This is a genomic window from Novosphingobium sp. FSW06-99 (assembly GCF_001519065.1).
GTDB lineage: Bacteria > Pseudomonadota > Alphaproteobacteria > Sphingomonadales > Sphingomonadaceae > Novosphingobium.
This window is the reverse complement of record NZ_KQ954266.1, coordinates 1-16,160: the sequence shown is the minus strand read 5'-3', so window position 1 is coordinate 16,160 and position 16,160 is coordinate 1. Positions and strand designations below refer to the sequence as shown.

Genomic DNA, 16,160 nt, shown 5'->3' with positions numbered 1-16,160 from the left:
GAGGGAAACCCATGATCAAGCATACCAACGCGCTGGTCCTGTCGGCAGGCGGGCTGGCGCTTGCGCTTGGCCTGGCGACGCCCGCCCAGGCCGACCAGACCGGCACGACACCCGACACCTCTGCCGCTGCGCCGGGCGAAATCGTGGTGACAGCCACGCGCCGCGCCGAAACGCTCAACAAAGTGCCGCTGTCGATCACCGCGCTGGGCCAGGAGGCGCTCGATCGGCGCGGGATCAAGGACATCGGCGATCTGGTCCGCGAAACGCCGGGCATCCAGTTCGATCCCAACGGTTTCGGCAACCAGACCAACATCGCCATTCGCGGGGTCAGTTCGACCGTCGGCGCGGCGACGACCGGGGTCTATATCGACGACACCCCGATCCAGAGCCGGGTGGTCGGCTATTCCACCACCAACGAATTTCCCGCCGTGTTCGATCTGACACGCGTCGAAGTCTTGCGCGGGCCGCAAGGCACGCTGTTCGGTGCCGGTTCCGAAGGCGGCACGGTGCGCTTCATCACCACCCAGCCCAGCCTCGATGCAGTGCACATCTATGCGCGCGGCGAAGTTTCGGCAACCCAGGGCGGCGCCGCCTCGGGCGAGTTCGGGGTGTCGATTACCGGTCCGCTGATTCAGGACAAGCTGGGCTTTGCCGCCAGCTTCTGGGATCGCCACGATGGCGGCTGGGTCGACCGGCAGAATGCCAACCCGTATCTGACCGACCAGCCCCTGTTGAAGAACGTCAATTTCAGCGACACCCAGGTTGGCCGGGTGGCGCTGAAATGGGCGCCGCTCGACGGGCTGACAATCACGCCGTCGTTGTTTTACCAGCGCAAGACGATCAACGACAGCAGCAATTACTGGGAATCGCTGTCCTCGCCGTCGCAGAACCGGTTTCTCAGCGGGCAACCCAATGGCTCGCCCGATCATGACCGGTTCCTGCTGCCCGCGCTGAACGTCACCGATGATTTCGGCGCGGTGCAACTGATCAACAACACCTCGTACTATATCCGCGATCAAAGCGCGCAGATCGATTATTCCACGCTGTGGCCCGCCGTGTTCGACGGTACGCCGTGGGTCACCCCCGATTACAATTCGCTGGCCTATATGGCCAATTCGCAGCGCACCTTTACCGAGGAAATGCGCCTGCAATCGACCAGTCGTGACGCACGGCTGACCTGGGTGGTCGGCGCGTTCTATTCGAAATCGGTCCAGCACTTTTCGGAAAACGTCTACGATCCGAACTTTGCCGACATGTTCGGCGGCGCCCCGCCCGAAGTGGTGTTCGGTACGCCGCTGGTCGACGGGGTCTATTCGCTATCTGGTTATGGCCGGGGTGCAGATGAACAGATCGCCGGGTTTGCCGACGGCACTTTTGCGATGACCCCGCAATTGAAGGCCAGCGCGGGCCTGCGGGTTGCACATACCCGGTTTGAGGGCAATTCGCTGTTTCAGGGGCCGGTCTCAGGCTATCAGTTGCAGACGCCGCAGTCGGTGTCGGAAACCCCGGTCACGCCGAAATTCGGCATCGACTGGCAAACATCGCCTTCGTTGCTGCTCTATGCCAGCGCGGCCAAGGGCTATCGCATCGGGGGCACCAATGCCCCCGTGCCGCTGTCGGTATGCGGCGCCGATCTGGCGGGGTATGGCTTTGCCAATGTGCCCGATACTTACAAGTCGGACAGTCTGTGGAGCTATGAAGCCGGGGCCAAGGGGCGCGTTGGCAAAGCGCTGACATTTGCCGCGAGTGCCTTCCGCGTCGATTGGAACAATATCCAGCAGAATATCTATCTGCAGCATTGCGGCGCGCAGTTTACCGACAATCTGGGCAAGGCGCGCAGCGAAGGGTTTGACTTGCAGGCCACCGTGCGCCCGGCACGCGGGCTGTCGATCGAGGGCACGGTCAGCTATACCGACGCGCACTTTACCCAGGATATCGCCGGTGGTGCACTGGCCACGACGGCCGACCATCTGGAAACCCACCCGTGGACGGCAACTCTGGGCGGCGACTACGAGCACCCGGTTGGGCCGGGGTCGGTCTATCTGCGCGGCGATTACCAGTACAAGAGCACCGGGCCGACCACCACGGTGACCGACCCGGCAACCAATTCCTATGACCCCGGTGCGCTGCGCACGCAGGCGCTGCATTTTGCCTCTGCGCGGCTGGGCTGGCGCGAGGGGGTGATGGATCTGTCGCTGTTTGTCGACAACGTGGGCAACACCCACCCGGTGCTGTCGCGCTCGATCAATGTTGTGGGGGTCGGCAGCTATCAGGACATCACGTTGCGCCCGCGCACGGTCGGCCTGACCCTGCTGCTGCGCCAGTGAACCACCGATTTTGCTTGCAAGGATACCATCATGACCCGTTTGACCAAATCCCGTTTCGCGCTGGCGTTGGCGCTGCTGGTGCCCGCCGCCGCGCTGGCGCAGACCGCGCCGCCGCATGTGCTGCCCGATGGCAGTGTGCCGCCCGCATTGATCGAGGCGCGCAAGCACTTGCTCGAAGCGCCCGAAAACATGCTGACGTTCCACAACATGGACCAGTTGTTCCAGACCCGCCCGGTGCCGCGTTCGGGCCCTGTCGCGCCGCTGGCCCGTGCCGATGTCGCGCTGCCCGAAGCGGTGATCGGCGGCAAGACGATGACCGAGGACCAGTGGGAAGATCGCACCTATACCTCGGCCTTTCTGGTCATGCGCGATGGCAAGATCCTGCATGAAAGCTATCGCAACAACACCGATGCTGGCACCCATTACATCTCGTTCTCGATGGCCAAGACGTTCACGTCGATGCTGATCGGCATCGCGGTGGGGCAGGGCGCGATCCGGTCGATCGACGATCCCGCCGTGCTCTATGTGCCCGAACTGAAAGGATCGGGCTATGACGGGGTGACCATCCGCCAGTTGCTGGAGATGCGGTCGGGTGTCGATTACGAGGAACGCTATGACTTTGGCGCAAAGCCGAGCATTGCCGCGCAGATATTTCTCAACGCCATTGTCGCCAACAAGGAACGCTTTGCCGACATGGCGCCGCGTCTGGGTCGCAAATGGGCACCGGGCAGCCATTTCAACTATTCTACGCTAGATACTTCGGTGCTCGGCTGGGTGCTGGAACGGGCCACCAAAAAGCCGCTGGCAGACTTTATGACGCAGAACCTGTGGCAATTGCTGGGCACAGAATCCTATGGCTACTGGCTGGCCGACGGGGCGCCGGGCGTGGGGCGCGAACTGAACGGCATGGGCTATAACGCAACGCTGCGCGATTTTGCCCGGTTCGGGCAGATGCTGCTGGATCAGGGGCGGTTCAACGGGCACCAGATCATTCCGGCGGGCTGGGTCCAACAGGCCACCGCGATGATCCCCAACGCCGATCCCGGCACGCCGCCCCCGCCAGCGGGCGTGACCAACCCCTTCGCGCGATCCGGTTATGGCTTTCAGATCTGGAAGTTGGACGACACCGGCGCCTATACCGCGCTGGGCCTGCAAGGGCAGTTCATCTATGTCCATCCCGCGACGCGCACGGTAATCGTGAAACTGAGCTTTTTTCCCGAGGAAGGCACGCCGCAGGGCGACACCGCGCTGGAGGACACGCTGGCCTATTTCAAGACGCTTGACGAATGGAAAGGGCCCGTGCGCTGATGCGCGGCCGTGCAGATCGCAATCGAAGGAACCCGTCATGACACTCTCTCGCCGCAATGCGCTTGGCCTGATCGGAGCGGGATTGCCGCTGGTCACGACGGCGACCGGTCTGGCCGCCGCCGCACCGCTCGCGCATGCGCCGTCGGCTCCGTCACTGCCTGCAGGGGGCGCTCCGAAAATCTATGACCCGGTTGGCCTGGAATGGGTCATGGACATCCTGCCGTTCTGTTCGGAACCCGAATTCATGGGCGACAAGGCTGACCAGACGGCTGCGGACGGGGATCGCCATGACGTCTGGCCGATCATCGGGGGAACGTTCTACGGTCGCGGAATCGCAGGCACGGTGATCCCCGGAGGCGGCGATTTTCCGGTGGTGCGGCCCGATGGGGTGATGATCGTCGATGCGCTGTATCGGCTGCGCACCGATGACGGGCAGGAAATCGTCATCCACAACACGGGGCTGGGTTATGGCGAAGACAAGTTCCGTTTGCTGCCGACATTCAACGTGCCGGGCAGGAAATACGCCTGGCTGCGCGAATCCGCGTTTGTGGCCACGCTGACCTATCCGATTCCCCCGGAAATCAAGGCACCGGATTTCGGCCCCAAGGCCAACGGCCGCCTGATCCAGGTGTTTCGCCTGACCTGATTGCGCACGAAAAGTGCGCCGCGGTGTAACGCCGGGCGCGTCCTTCGCGAATGGTAGTCGTGGCCCGATCATGGGCCGTGCCTGATCGACCGGAGGACACCCGATGACCGCTTACACTGCACCCGCTGGCACAGGCCCGCTGCTGACCCTGATCCGCTGGACCGACCGGCAATTCGCCCGCATTCCGCAGGCGGCGCTGTTGCTGTTTGTGCGCGTGGTGGCCGGGCACGTGTTCTGGGCGGCGGGCGAAACGCGCCGTGCCGAAGGCACCTGGTTTGGTTTGAAAGACGGCCAGATCGATCTGTTCCGCGATGAATTTCACACCCCGTTTCCCGCAATCATGGCGCCGCTGACAATGGCGCTGGAACATGCGCTGCCGATCCTGCTCGTGCTCGGCCTGTTCGGACGGTTTGCCGCGCTGGGCATGACGGCGATGGCGCTGGTGATCCAGGTGTTTATCTATCCCGATGCGTGGTGGACAGAACACAGCCTGTGGCTGGGTCTGTTGCTGACCGTGGTGGTCATGGGGCCGGGCGACTGGTCGCTTGATCGCTGGGTGATGGGTCGTCGCGGCTGATCGCGCTGGCCGGTCATCGACCGGTCACACGCGGCGTGTTGAAGGGGTTGCCGACCCCCCGCGAAGATCGGGCAAGCATCCGCTGGCTTTCGGAATGGTCTGCGTGCATCGTGATGGTCCTTCGGGACCATCACGCCAGCCTTTCTCGCAATGCGGAGCCTACGATGACCGATCACGCGCAATCCGACCACCAGGTGTTGAAAGCCTCTGACTTGTTCGTGCGCTGCCTTGAGGAAGAAGGCTGCGAATATGTGTTCGGCGTGCCCGGTGAAGAAAACCTGGATTTTCTGGATTCGCTGTCGCGTTCGACGCAGATCAAGCTGATCCTCACCCGCCACGAACAGGGCGCCGGGTTTATGGCCGCGACGTATGGCCGCCATACCGGGCGGACCGGGGTGTGCCTGTCGACGCTCGGGCCGGGTGCGACCAATCTGGTGACGGCGGCAGCCTATGCCACGCTGGGCGGCATGCCGATCCTGATGATCACCGGGCAAAAGCCGATCAAGACATCCAAACAGGGCCGATTCCAGATCCTTGACGTCGTGGCGATGATGGGGCCGATCACCAAATATGCGCAGCAACTCGTCTCGGCCGACCTGATCCCGAGCCGAGTGCGCGAGGCGTTTCGCATTGCCGAAGAGGAAAAGCCCGGCGCCACCCATCTGGAATTGCCCGAAGACATCGCCGACGAACACACCGACATGACGCCCTTGCACCGCAGCCAGGCGCGGCGGCCCAGCGCCGATCCCAAATCGGTGCGCCGCGCGGTCGAAGCGCTGGAAAATGCACGCGCGCCGCTGCTGGTGATCGGGGCGGGCGCCAACCGCACCAGCACCAGCCGCATGCTGCTGCAATTCATCGAAAAGACCGGCATTCCTTATCTGACCACGCAACTGGGCAAAGGCGTGATCGATGAACGCCATCCCAAATTCCTGGGTTGTGCGGCGCTGTCGTCGGGCGATTTTGTCCACCGCGCGATCGAATCGTCGGATTGCATCGTCAACATCGGCCATGATGTGATCGAAAAACCGCCGTTCTTCATGCATGACGGTGGCCCGACGGTGATCCACGTGTCGTCGCGCACGGCCGAAGTCGATCCTGTCTATTTCCCGCATATCGAGGTGATCGGCGATATCGCCAACGCCATCTGGCAGATGAAGGAGGACATCGTGCCATCGGGCGCGTGGCAATCGGATGCCATGCTGGTCTATCGCCGGGCCGAACTGGCCCACAATGCACCGCTGGCCGCCGATGCACGGTTTCCGATCTTTCCGCCGTTTCTGGTCGCCAAAGTGCGCGAGGCCTTGCCCGATGACGGGATCGTCTGCCTCGACAACGGGGTCTACAAGATCTGGTTTGCGCGGGGCTATGCCGCGCATCGCCCCAACACGGTGCTGCTCGACAACGCGCTGGCGTCGATGGGCGCGGGACTGCCCAGCGCGATGATGAGCGCGATGCTCTATCCCGATCGCAAGGTGATGGCGGTGTGCGGCGATGGCGGGTTCATGATGAACTGCCAGGAAATGGAAACCGCGGTGCGGCTGGGCCTGAACCTGACGGTGATCGTGCTCAACGACGGCGCCTATGGCATGATCCGCTGGAAACAGGCGAACATGGGGTTCACCGATTTCGGCCTGACCTATGGCAATCCCGATTTCGTCCGCTTTGCCGAAAGCTTTGGCGCGCAAGGCCATCGCGTTGAAAGCGCCGCGCATTTTGAACACCTGCTGGCGCATTGCCGTGATACGCCCGGCGTGCACCTGATCGATTGCCCGGTCGATTATTCCGAGAACGACCAGATCCTCAATCATGATATCAAGGCGCTGTCGAAGGCATTGTAAGGCAAGGGAATCGAGCGATGACGCAGTTGAAGGATGTTTATCCGCTCTATCTCAACAACCGCGCGGCACAGCCCAACGCGACCCTGGCGGTGACCGACAAGTTCACCGGCGAAGTCGCCTTTCACACCGCGCTCGCCACGCCCGACGTGATCGATCAGGCGATTGCCGGGGCGGTGGAGGCCGCGCGGCCCTGTGCCGAAATGCCCGCCTATGCGCGCCAGGGCGTGCTTGATCATTGCGTGACGCGATTTCGCGAACGCTTCGATGAACTGGCCTATGCCTTGTGTGTCGAGGCCGGCAAACCGATCGCCGATGCCGAAGGCGAAGTGACCCGCCTGATCGACACATTCCGCCTGGCCAGCGAAGAGGCGACGCGCAATTATGGCGAAGTTCAGCCGCTCGACATCAGCCCGCGCGCGCGTGGTTATATGGGCATGTGGAAACGCGTGCCGATCGGGCCGTGCAGCTTTATCTCGCCGTTCAACTTTCCGCTGAACCTGGCCGCGCACAAGATCGCCCCGGCGATCGCGGTGGGGTGCCCGTTCGTGATGAAACCGGCCAGCCTGACCCCGCTTGGCGCGATCATCATCGGCGAAGTGCTGGCCGAAACCGACCTGCCGCCGGGCGCGTTCTCGATCCTGCCCGCCAGCCGCGACGGGGCCGACCAGTTCACCACCGACGAACGGTTGAAACTGCTGTCATTCACCGGCTCGCCTGGCGTCGGCTGGGATCTGAAGGCGCGCGCGGGCAAGAAGAAAGTCGTGCTCGAACTGGGCGGCAACGCGGCGGTGGTGGTCGACGCCGATGCCGATCTCGATCATGCGCTCGCACGTATCGTGTTCGGCGGCTATTACCAGTCGGGCCAAAGCTGCATCCATGTGCAGCGGGTGATCGTGCATGACAGCATCTATGACCGGTTTCGCGACATGCTGGCCGCCAAAGTGCAGACTTTGGTGGCAGGCGACCCCAAAGTGCGCACCACGTTCATCGGCCCGATGATTTCAACCAAGGAGGCCGCGCGGCTGAAGGACTGGATCGACCAGGCAGTGGCCGGGGGTGCGCACCTGCTCGCAGGAGGGGGGTGCCAGGGCGCAATGCTGGAGGCCACGCTGCTGGAAGATTGCGACCGCGCCAGCACGCTCTATCGCGAGGAAGCGTTTGGCCCGGTGGTGATCCTGTCACGCTTTACCGATTGGGACGCGGCGCTCGATGAAGTCAATGACAGCCGCTTTGGCCTGCAGGCCGGGCTGTTCACGCGCGATCTGCACAAAGTGCTGGCGGCGTGGGACCGGCTCGAAGTGGGCGGTGTGGTGGTCAACGACGTGTCGTCGTTTCGCGTCGACAACATGCCCTATGGCGGGGTCAAGGATTCAGGCCTGGGCCGCGAAGGCGTGCGCTTTGCCATGGAAGACATGACGGAAATCCGCAATCTTGTGATCCGCCGCGATATCTGACCGGTTGGCGTCACGGTTGCACAGGCATCGCTATCCAGCGATGATGACGGCCTGCGCTGTTGGGGAGTAGGGTACATGATTTACGGACAGGTCCTTGCCGCCATATCGCTGGCGATTGTTTCATGCCTGTCGGGTCAGGCTCTTGCAGCGCCAACGCAGGACACATTCGAAAGCGCTGGTTTGGTGCTGCACTACCAAATCAGCGGGCAGGGCAGCCCGGTCGTCATCCTGGCCGGCGGGCCCGGTTTTGGCGCCAGCTATATGCAACCGGTTGTCGCCATCGTGGCGCGCAACCACACCGCCATTCTTCTCGAACAGCGAGGGACCGGCCGGTCGGTTCCTGCCGTGGAAACGCCCGACAACGTCAACGAAGACCTGGCGGTGTCCGATCTGGAAGGTTTGCGGCACACGCTTGGCTATGCGCGCTGGACCGTGCTGGGGCATTCGTTCGGAACGTTCACCGCGATGAAATACGCCATTGCGCACCCCGATCATGTGCAGGCGCTGGTCTTGCTGGCAACCATGGCGCCCCGGCGGGTGGACGACACACTGGATGCCAACCTGCAAAAACGCCTGCCCCCCACGGCGGGCCCGGCATTTCACGACCTGTTTGTCAAAATGAAACAAGCCCGGACCGATGCGGAACGCAACGACCTTGCCGGGCAGATAAATGGCCTGTTGCTGCCGGCCTATTTCCAGGATCCATCAAAAGCGGTGGGCTTTGTTGCGGTGACTCAATCGGCTGGGATGAACGCGCAGACCGCGCAACTGATCAATCGGTCGGTCGGCGACTATGACCTTGTCGCGGATCTGGCCAAACTGCGCGTCCCCACGCTGATCATCCAGGGATCGGCCGACCCGCTCGATCCCGCCATGGCGGCAAAGACGCAGACGGCCATTCCGGGCGCAAAGCTGACGGTAATAGAGAACTGCGGTCATTTCGCCTGGGTCGAAGCGCCAGTCAGACTGACGAGCGAACTCGATGCCTTTCTGGCAAACAACTGACCGCATCGTGCCCTGTTCCGCAGATACCAACGCAAATTCCACAGCGTTGATTCAGCAGGTGTGTCCAGCCGAGGATACTGACCCCAGAACTCCCAGATCCGTGCACGCCCTTCGCGCCGCCCTGCCTGTCAGGCCCGCAATGCGGCCAGTATCTTCGACTGGAAATACGCAACGGACTGTTCGTGCCGGGGGCTTAGCGGGCCGGGACTGTAGGCGCCCGATTGATAGTTTTTTTGCGTGTGTTCGCAGATTTCGAAATCTTCCCTTACAATCGCGCAGGTCGTGTCGATCGTCCGCCTGCGTTCAGCCTCGGTCGTATCGGACGTGTCCGCAAAATAGAAGTCGTAGATAATTTCAGTGCGATCGAACGACACCGGGTTGATCCGGCTGGTATTCATGCCGCCCGGAAATATCGACAGCGTCCAGTTCGGCCACATCCACAGCCATTTTCCGCCATAGATCGACCCATCCTTTTGCGGCGAGGTCATGCGCACCAGGCCATTGCGCGCAACCGTTTCAAATTTCGGGAAATCGATGACTTTGTAAAACCCCGGATGGATGCCCGGGATATGATACCCTTCGACAAAGTTGTCGGTATAGACTTTCCAATTGCTGCACGCATTGAAACGATGCTCTTCAACTGCCGTATAGGTCTCCAGCGGAAATTCGACCACTTCGTCGGGCAGATCGCCGAGCTGGTCGACAAGGTCTGTTTCAGGATCGATCGCAATAAACAGCAGACCGCGCCATTGCGCCAATTGCGCCCCCTGCAGCGGCCATTGCGACAGGACAAAGCCAGGGTCTTCGCCAAACCATGGTGCGTGCTTCAGGCTGCCGTCGCTGGCATAGACCCAATTGTGATAGGGGCAGCGCAAGGTTTTGCAGATACCGGCGCCTTCCTCCAACAGCCGCGCGCCGCGATGGCGACACACGTTGTGAAACCCCCGCAGCACACCGTCGTCGCCGCGCAGGGCAAACAGTTTCCAACCGGCCACATCGACCGCCAGATAATCGCCGGGGCGCGCCAGCCGCGCGACCGGACCCAGCATCTGCCACTGCCGCCTGAAAATTGCCTGGCGCTCGGCCTCGAATATCCCGGGGTCCGCGTAATAGTGCGCGGCCAGATTGGTCAGCATGGGCTGTGGCTGGTTCATCGTGGTTTCTCTGCAGCTTGACCGGATTGCCACCGATCCTGTTCGACGCCGCCAGATAAGCACGATAACGCGACGGGGTATAGCTGTTGACGTGACGTCCCCCTGATCCCCCAGGTGCGGTTACATCGAAGCTGCCTGCACAACCCGAGGTTCAGCAATGCGCGGCGTCATGCTAGAGTTATCGGATGGATGATCTGGCCTTGCTGCATGTCGAAGAACTCAAGGCGCTGCTGGCAGTGGCCGATCATCAGAACTTCACGTCTGCGGCAAAGGTGCTGTTCAAGCATCCCACAGTCATCTCAAAGCGGATCAGCGCTCTGGAGGCTCGCCTGGGCGTCCGCCTGGTCGAGCGGACCACACGGCAAGTGCACATGACCGTGGCGGGCGCACACCTGGCGGCAGAGACCCGGCGCGCCCTGGAGATGTTGAACGAGGCGCAGGCGCGTGTCGCAAGCGAAGCGCGCGCGTTGCACGGTCGCTTGCGGATTGCCATTCCGGCAACGTTTGGGCGCCTCTGGATCGCGCCCCGGTTGCCGCGCTTTCTTGAAGATCACCCGGGCTTGCACGTTCAGATCGACCTGACAGACCGGTTTATCGATCTCCTGGCGGAAGGCTATGACGCGGCCATCCGCATTGGCACCTTGCCCGACAGCACGCTCGTTGCGCGGCGCCTGACCGATCACCGCCGGATCTTGTGCGCCGCGCCGGACTATCTGCACCGACGCGGCGCACTTCGCCATCCTTCCGACTTGTCACAGCATGATTGCCTGGAGTTCACGGGCCTTGCCACTTTCCCGCAGTGGCAGTTATCGAACGGGCGTGAGCATCACAAGACCGCTGTCACCGGACAATTGCGATCGGATGACACCACAATCCTGTTGGAGGCTGCGCGCGCCGGACTTGGTATCATCGCTGCCGGGGAATGGTTTCTTGGGCAAGATATCGCCGCCGGTCGCCTGGTTCGCGTGTTACCCGGCTGGGCGCTCGACGACGGCGGCGGCATCTATCTTGTCAGGCCTTCGGGGCGATACGAAGCTGCCCCCGTTGCCGCATTCGCCGCCTGGCTGATGCAGGTGTTTGGCAACGGGCCGCTATGGCACAAATGTGATCAGCAAGTCATAGACCCTGATGGCCCGGCCGCCAGGTGACGGTCAAAGTCTGATCGATGGCGCGCGCGCGCCTGCAGCATGGCAAGCAGACCGAGCCCGCCTGGTCCGATCGGCCGCAGTGTCGGCGCCACCATTTTGACAAGGCGATCAGCCAAACACCGCATCTCACAAACATGCCCCGGGGTCATCGCGTGGCAAGCACGATGGCGCCCTGGGCGCGGCGGGATTCGATATCAGCATGTGCCGACGCGACGTCAGCCAGCGGATAGCTCTTCCAGATTCTGGGGGTAATCGATGCCAAACTGACAGCAGCGAACAGGTCTGCGGCCCGCTCGCGATATTCGTCGATATCGCCGATGTGCGCCGCGAGGCCAGGCCGGGTGAGAAAGAGCGAGCCTTTCGCATTCAGCAGTCCCGGCGACACTGGGTCAGGGGCACCGCTCGAAGCACCGATCGACACCATTGTGCCGCGTGGCCGCAACGAATCCAGCGAGGCAGCGAAGGTCATCTTGCCTACTCCATCGTACACGACGTCGACCCCGCGACCGGTCAGGTCATGCACCGCGCGCGGCAATTCGTCATTCCAGATCAGCACTTCGGCACTGCCAGCCTTGCGCGCTCGCTCGATGCTCTCGCTGCTCGACACGACCCCGATGACCCGGGCGCCGATACTGTTCGCCCACCCCGCAAGGATCTGCCCCAAGGCCCCCGCCGCGCCATAGAGCAGGATAGTCGTGCCGCGCGTGACGGGATATGTGCTCTTGATCAGATACTGCGCGGTCAGCCCTTTGAAGAACACGGCGGCAGCGTCTGCGAACGACAGGTCGTCTGGCAGTTTTATCAGGCGTTCCGCAGGGTAGACGCGCGCATCGGCATAAGCGCCGATCGGCCCCAGAGCGTAGACGACCCGGTCACCCACTTTGACGTTTTCAACACCTTCGCCGATTTCTGCAACAACCCCGGCCGCTTCAAGGCCAAGACCACCCGGCAGGGGAATCGGGATCGCTCCGCTACGTTGGGTCACGTCGAGGTAATTCACGCCGATCGCGGCATGCTCAAGCCATACTTCACCGGGTCCAAGCCTTGGCCGATCAAACGCCACGGCTTGCAGGACGGTGGGCGAACCTGCGGTCTTGAATTCGATTTTCCTTGGCATGTCTGTTTTCCTCGAAGTGCGACGATGCCTATGAATGGTGGGTTGCAGCCGGTGTTGCGACCCCGCTTCGGCGCAAGACACTGCTGCATCAGGTGCAGGGATCCGCGCCGCGCCAATGCGCGCGCTCGCACGACGGCCTCGCGCGATCCGGTCAATGCCCGGGCGACTGGCTTGCGGGATTATTGAGCCGCTCTTTCTATAAGCGCAGCGACTTCAGCGGGATGGGAAATATAGACAGCATGGCTCGACGGCAGCTCGACAACCACGGAATTGGATCGCTTGTACATTGAGCGTTCCAGCGCGGGACTGATCATATGGTCCTGTGTCGCGACGACGGCAAAGCTGGGCTTTGCCTTCCAGGCCGGCACCGTGACGGTGCCCGTCACGGCTTTGACCGATATGCCGACTTGCGATGCGGCCATGAAATCGGCCTGTGCCGATGGAATATCCGCAGCGAAATCAGCATGGAAGACGGCTGGATCGACATACAGAAATCCGTCAGCCGAAGGTTTCAATGGCGCGGCAGGGGACGGTGTGGCCGTTTCCAGTGAGGCCAGGCTCTCACCTGCGTCGGGCTGGAAGGCGGCAATGTACACAAGGCTTTTCACATGGACGTGATTGCCGGCCCCTGTAATGACGATACCACCATAGCTGTGGCCGACCAGCACTGTCGGTCCGTCCTGGGCATCCAACACCCGCTTCGTCGCCGCGATGTCGTCGTCCAGCGAAGTTTCCGGTGGCTGAACCATGCTGACCTTGTAGCCGTCCCTGGTCAGGATCGTGTAGACGGCTTGCCATCCGGAACCATCGGCGAAGGCGCCGTGCACCAGCACGATATTTTTTGCCGCACCCGAAGGCGCAGCGTGCGCCGGGATCGCAGCCGCGGCGGTGCAGAACATGGCCGTGCCGGCCAGCAAGTTTTGAATTGTGGTCATGGCGATCTCTTCGTTGGGATCAGGCCGGGCATTTGCGCCGTTGGCTGAAACAATGTTGATGAATGGGTCGGACAGAGAGCTATTCAAAGGTCTCTGTCAAAGACCAGATCCGGCCTTCGGCTTCGTCGATCCAGCTTTCGATGCTACCCGCCGTCACGACGTCACTGTGATATTCGCACAGGCCATGGATTTCGCGCAGCGAACTCGCCAGGCGGCAGTTGTCACTGGCCAGTTCGGCCAGCATCTCCGCTGTTGTGACGTTCATGGCTGCATTGTCGACGGCGTGTTGCAGGCGGGTAATGTGCACCACTGACCGTAGCGTTGTCTGCCCAAGGTTGCGGACCCGCTCGGCTACAGGATCTATCGTTGCCAGCACCTGGTCGCCTTGTTCAGCAAAGAGCCGAGGATAATCGCGGCAATACATGCCTGAAACGTGCCGGTGAAAATTCCTGGTCTTCACGTAGATCGCGAACAGGTCCGCCAGCAATGCGTTGAGCGCGCTGGAGATCTCGTCCGCGCCACCGGTCATGGTGCCGATGATGTGATGCGCCCGTATGTCCGGGCCAGGTCTGTGATGGCTTGCAAGCATCGACCCGTCCCTATCCTCTGATCCGACCAGCATTCCTTCAGGCGGCGGCTTTGAGGATGAAGCTGGCCACCGCGTCGGGTTGAGACAGCATCGGCACGTGGCTGGTGTTTACATGGGCAACGGTGGCGTTCATCCGCGCGGCCATCTTTTCCTGTTCGGCGCGCAAGATGGCCTGGTCCTGGTCGCCAATCAGATAAAAGGTCGGCCGGCCGCGCCATGCAGCCCTGGTAAGGACGCCGCCAAGTGCGCCGCCATTGATGGGCCCCTGGGCAGCGTGGACAAGCGCCTTTTCCGCATCATCGAGATCCTGGGCGAACAGCGTGTCGACGCCTTCGCGCGTTATTTTGAGAAAGCCTTCGGCGTCGGGACGCAGTTCGGCGCTGAGCGGCGCCGATTCGAACTGGGCGAACAGGGAACCGGCAGACTCCCCGGCATCGGGCGCGAAAGCGTCGACGTAAACCAGCCGTACCACCTTCGGATCATTGCCCGCTTCGCCAATCACCGCGCCTGCGTAGCTGTGCCCGACCAGCACGACTTCTCCGTCTATGGCCGCGATGGCGCGACGAACGGCTGCCACGTCCGCCTCGAAACTTGTGAGAGGAAGCTGGACAGCGGTCACTGCGAGCCCCTTTTTCGTCAGCAAAGGGATGACTTTTGCCCAGCTCGAACCATCGGCCCATGCGCCATGTACCAAAATCACGTTGGAAATTGAAATCATGGTGGCTTTCCTTCTGATGGCCCCGCCGATTGCCGACGCGGGGCGGGTTTGTCGCCGGGAACGTCAGACGTCACATTGCCGAAAGTCGTGTCAGGCTTGCGTTGATGCCCTATCTTTCGGGCATCTTGTTGTGACCAAGCCGTGCACCATTGACCGCAAGAAAAATTGTAACAAAGGCGCGCAATTGCAGGTGCCCGTTGCCACGTGAAATTGCGGAACGCGTAACCCGAGGTCACGGCTCGGTCCCTTCTTCCTGACCATGGGGCGGTTTGCGCTCTCTTATATCGGCATCGCAATCAGCCTGTGGCCGATGATCGGTAGCCATCCGGTGAAGGCCGCGATCTATACGTGTGGGGTTCATTAGAATGGTGTGCGTGTCAGGGAAAGGTGGGCGTTGTTGTAGGCCGCAAACCGTGTATCTTGTCGCGAACCCGAAATAGAGGGCGGCATGCCAAATATCTGGGAAGTCTGCTCCAAAGCAAACAATTACCTTTGCGTTCAGCAAGCAGATCTTCGGTTCTTCGATGGTCGCTTTGAGGGGGCGAAGATGGCCGTGGATTGGATCACGCCCCCATTTGACCTGCTGAACAAGAGTAAGAAGGTTGCCGACTTCACCAGCTGGCAAATCGGCGGTAGAGCCTTCCTTGTCAGCAGGAGGGCCATGGACGCCATCAGAGAATTATGCGGCGATGATGTTGAGTTCTTGCCGTTTGCGACCGTCAAACGCACCGAACTTTTCGCGGTGAACGTGCTTCGGCAAATGGCCATTATCGATTGGCCAGCTTGCTCTGCTGATGCCGGCATCCTTCGTGGTGGATATGCCCTGAGAAGCGACGTCGATCATCTGCCAGTGCTTTTCAAAGATCCAGGGACGCCTTCAACGACCTTTGCAAGCGATGAGTTGGGGCGGATTGCGGTAGAGCGGAGCTTAACGGGTCTGCAGCTTGCGGACCCCCGTAAACAGCTTGGTCGCATGATTGTCCGAGGTGAGCCCATCAACGAATTTCCAGGGCTTTGACGTCACCTCGGGCCTGTGTCGAAAGTTCCGATCTATCGATGTTGCCAGTTCCATGGAAGCAGGTCCGCCAGCCTGCTGACCGGCCATTCGGCGATGCGGGCCAGCACATCGGCCAGCCATGCCTGTGGGTCGACGTCATTGAGCTTGCAGGTCTGGATCAGCGAATAGACGATGGCGGCCCGCTGCCCGCCACGATCCGAGCCGCAAAATAGCCACGCCTTCCTGCCCAGAGGCACACAGCGCAGCGCCCGTTCTGCGGCGTTGTTCGTGAGGCAAACCCTGCCGTGAATTCCGGGGACAGCGTGAATTCCGGGGACAGCATT

15 protein-coding genes are annotated in these 16,160 nt (G+C 61.7%); 9 read left to right on the top strand and 6 right to left on the bottom strand.

Annotation, left to right across the window (positions count from 1 at the left end):
* The first annotated feature begins 11 nt into the window (after positions 1 to 11).
* The 7 genes from AQZ49_RS19970 (at position 12) to AQZ49_RS19940 (ending at position 9,158) form a co-directional block, all read left to right on the top strand.
* Positions 12 to 2,327, top strand: a complete 2,316-nt coding sequence (locus AQZ49_RS19970) for a TonB-dependent receptor (RefSeq protein WP_067620173.1) — start codon at positions 12 to 14, stop codon at positions 2,325 to 2,327.
* 30 nt (positions 2,328 to 2,357) lie between these two features.
* Positions 2,358 to 3,635 carry a serine hydrolase domain-containing protein gene (locus AQZ49_RS19965; RefSeq protein WP_067620169.1) on the top strand — a complete coding sequence of 426 codons (1,278 nt, stop codon included), beginning with the start codon at positions 2,358 to 2,360 and terminating at the stop codon, positions 3,633 to 3,635.
* 37 nt (positions 3,636 to 3,672) lie between these two features.
* The gene (locus AQZ49_RS19960; RefSeq protein ID WP_067620165.1) at positions 3,673 to 4,281 is read left to right on the top strand and encodes a DUF3237 domain-containing protein; all 609 of its coding nucleotides are present in this window, start codon (positions 3,673 to 3,675) and stop codon (positions 4,279 to 4,281) included.
* Between the two features lie 103 nt (positions 4,282 to 4,384).
* A complete protein-coding gene (locus AQZ49_RS19955) occupies positions 4,385 to 4,858 on the top strand; it encodes a DoxX family protein (RefSeq protein ID WP_067620162.1) in 474 nt (157 codons plus the stop codon).
* A gap of 164 nt (positions 4,859 to 5,022) precedes the next feature.
* Complete coding sequence (locus tag AQZ49_RS19950) at positions 5,023 to 6,699, top strand: acetolactate synthase large subunit (protein WP_067620159.1); 1,677 nt, start codon at positions 5,023 to 5,025, stop codon at positions 6,697 to 6,699.
* 17 nt (positions 6,700 to 6,716) lie between these two features.
* Positions 6,717 to 8,153 carry an aldehyde dehydrogenase family protein gene (locus AQZ49_RS19945; protein ID WP_067620154.1) on the top strand — a complete coding sequence of 479 codons (1,437 nt, stop codon included), beginning with the start codon at positions 6,717 to 6,719 and terminating at the stop codon, positions 8,151 to 8,153.
* A 183-nt stretch (positions 8,154 to 8,336) separates the two neighbouring features.
* A complete protein-coding gene (locus AQZ49_RS19940; protein WP_197411144.1) occupies positions 8,337 to 9,158 on the top strand; it encodes an alpha/beta fold hydrolase in 822 nt (273 codons plus the stop codon).
* A gap of 128 nt (positions 9,159 to 9,286) precedes the next feature.
* Here AQZ49_RS19940 and AQZ49_RS19935 read toward each other — a convergent pair whose 3' ends face one another.
* Positions 9,287 to 10,312, bottom strand: coding sequence for an aromatic ring-hydroxylating oxygenase subunit alpha (locus AQZ49_RS19935; protein ID WP_082701936.1), 1,026 nt, complete (start codon positions 10,310 to 10,312; stop codon positions 9,287 to 9,289).
* A gap of 185 nt (positions 10,313 to 10,497) precedes the next feature.
* Between AQZ49_RS19935 and AQZ49_RS19930 the strand changes: the two genes are divergently transcribed.
* Positions 10,498 to 11,460: a LysR family transcriptional regulator gene (locus tag AQZ49_RS19930; RefSeq protein WP_067620145.1), complete on the top strand. Its 963-nt coding sequence runs from the start codon at positions 10,498 to 10,500 to the stop codon at positions 11,458 to 11,460.
* Between the two features lie 145 nt (positions 11,461 to 11,605).
* Here AQZ49_RS19930 and AQZ49_RS19925 read toward each other — a convergent pair whose 3' ends face one another.
* The 4 genes from AQZ49_RS19925 to AQZ49_RS19910 form a co-directional block, all read right to left on the bottom strand.
* Entirely contained in the window at positions 11,606 to 12,577 is a 972-nt protein-coding gene (locus AQZ49_RS19925; RefSeq protein WP_067620142.1) for a quinone oxidoreductase family protein, read from the bottom strand.
* Between the two features lie 179 nt (positions 12,578 to 12,756).
* Positions 12,757 to 13,599 carry an alpha/beta fold hydrolase gene (locus AQZ49_RS19920; protein WP_231739338.1) on the bottom strand — a complete coding sequence of 281 codons (843 nt, stop codon included), beginning with the start codon at positions 13,597 to 13,599 and terminating at the stop codon, positions 12,757 to 12,759.
* Positions 13,592 to 14,101: a Dps family protein gene (locus tag AQZ49_RS19915; protein WP_082701935.1), complete on the bottom strand. Its 510-nt coding sequence runs from the start codon at positions 14,099 to 14,101 to the stop codon at positions 13,592 to 13,594. The genes AQZ49_RS19920 and AQZ49_RS19915 overlap by 8 nt, the downstream gene beginning before the upstream one ends.
* A gap of 37 nt (positions 14,102 to 14,138) precedes the next feature.
* The gene (locus AQZ49_RS19910) at positions 14,139 to 14,819 is read right to left on the bottom strand and encodes an alpha/beta hydrolase (protein ID WP_067620135.1); all 681 of its coding nucleotides are present in this window, start codon (positions 14,817 to 14,819) and stop codon (positions 14,139 to 14,141) included.
* A 448-nt stretch (positions 14,820 to 15,267) separates the two neighbouring features.
* On the opposite strand from AQZ49_RS19910, the gene AQZ49_RS19905 reads away from it, so the two are divergent.
* Positions 15,268 to 15,837, top strand: coding sequence for a hypothetical protein (locus AQZ49_RS19905; protein ID WP_067620132.1), 570 nt, complete (start codon positions 15,268 to 15,270; stop codon positions 15,835 to 15,837).
* Between the two features lie 32 nt (positions 15,838 to 15,869).
* Here the strand turns inward: AQZ49_RS19905 and AQZ49_RS19900 are convergent.
* A partial coding sequence (locus AQZ49_RS19900) for a transposase domain-containing protein (RefSeq protein ID WP_156428411.1) occupies positions 15,870 to 16,160 on the bottom strand: 291 nt, incomplete at its 5' end.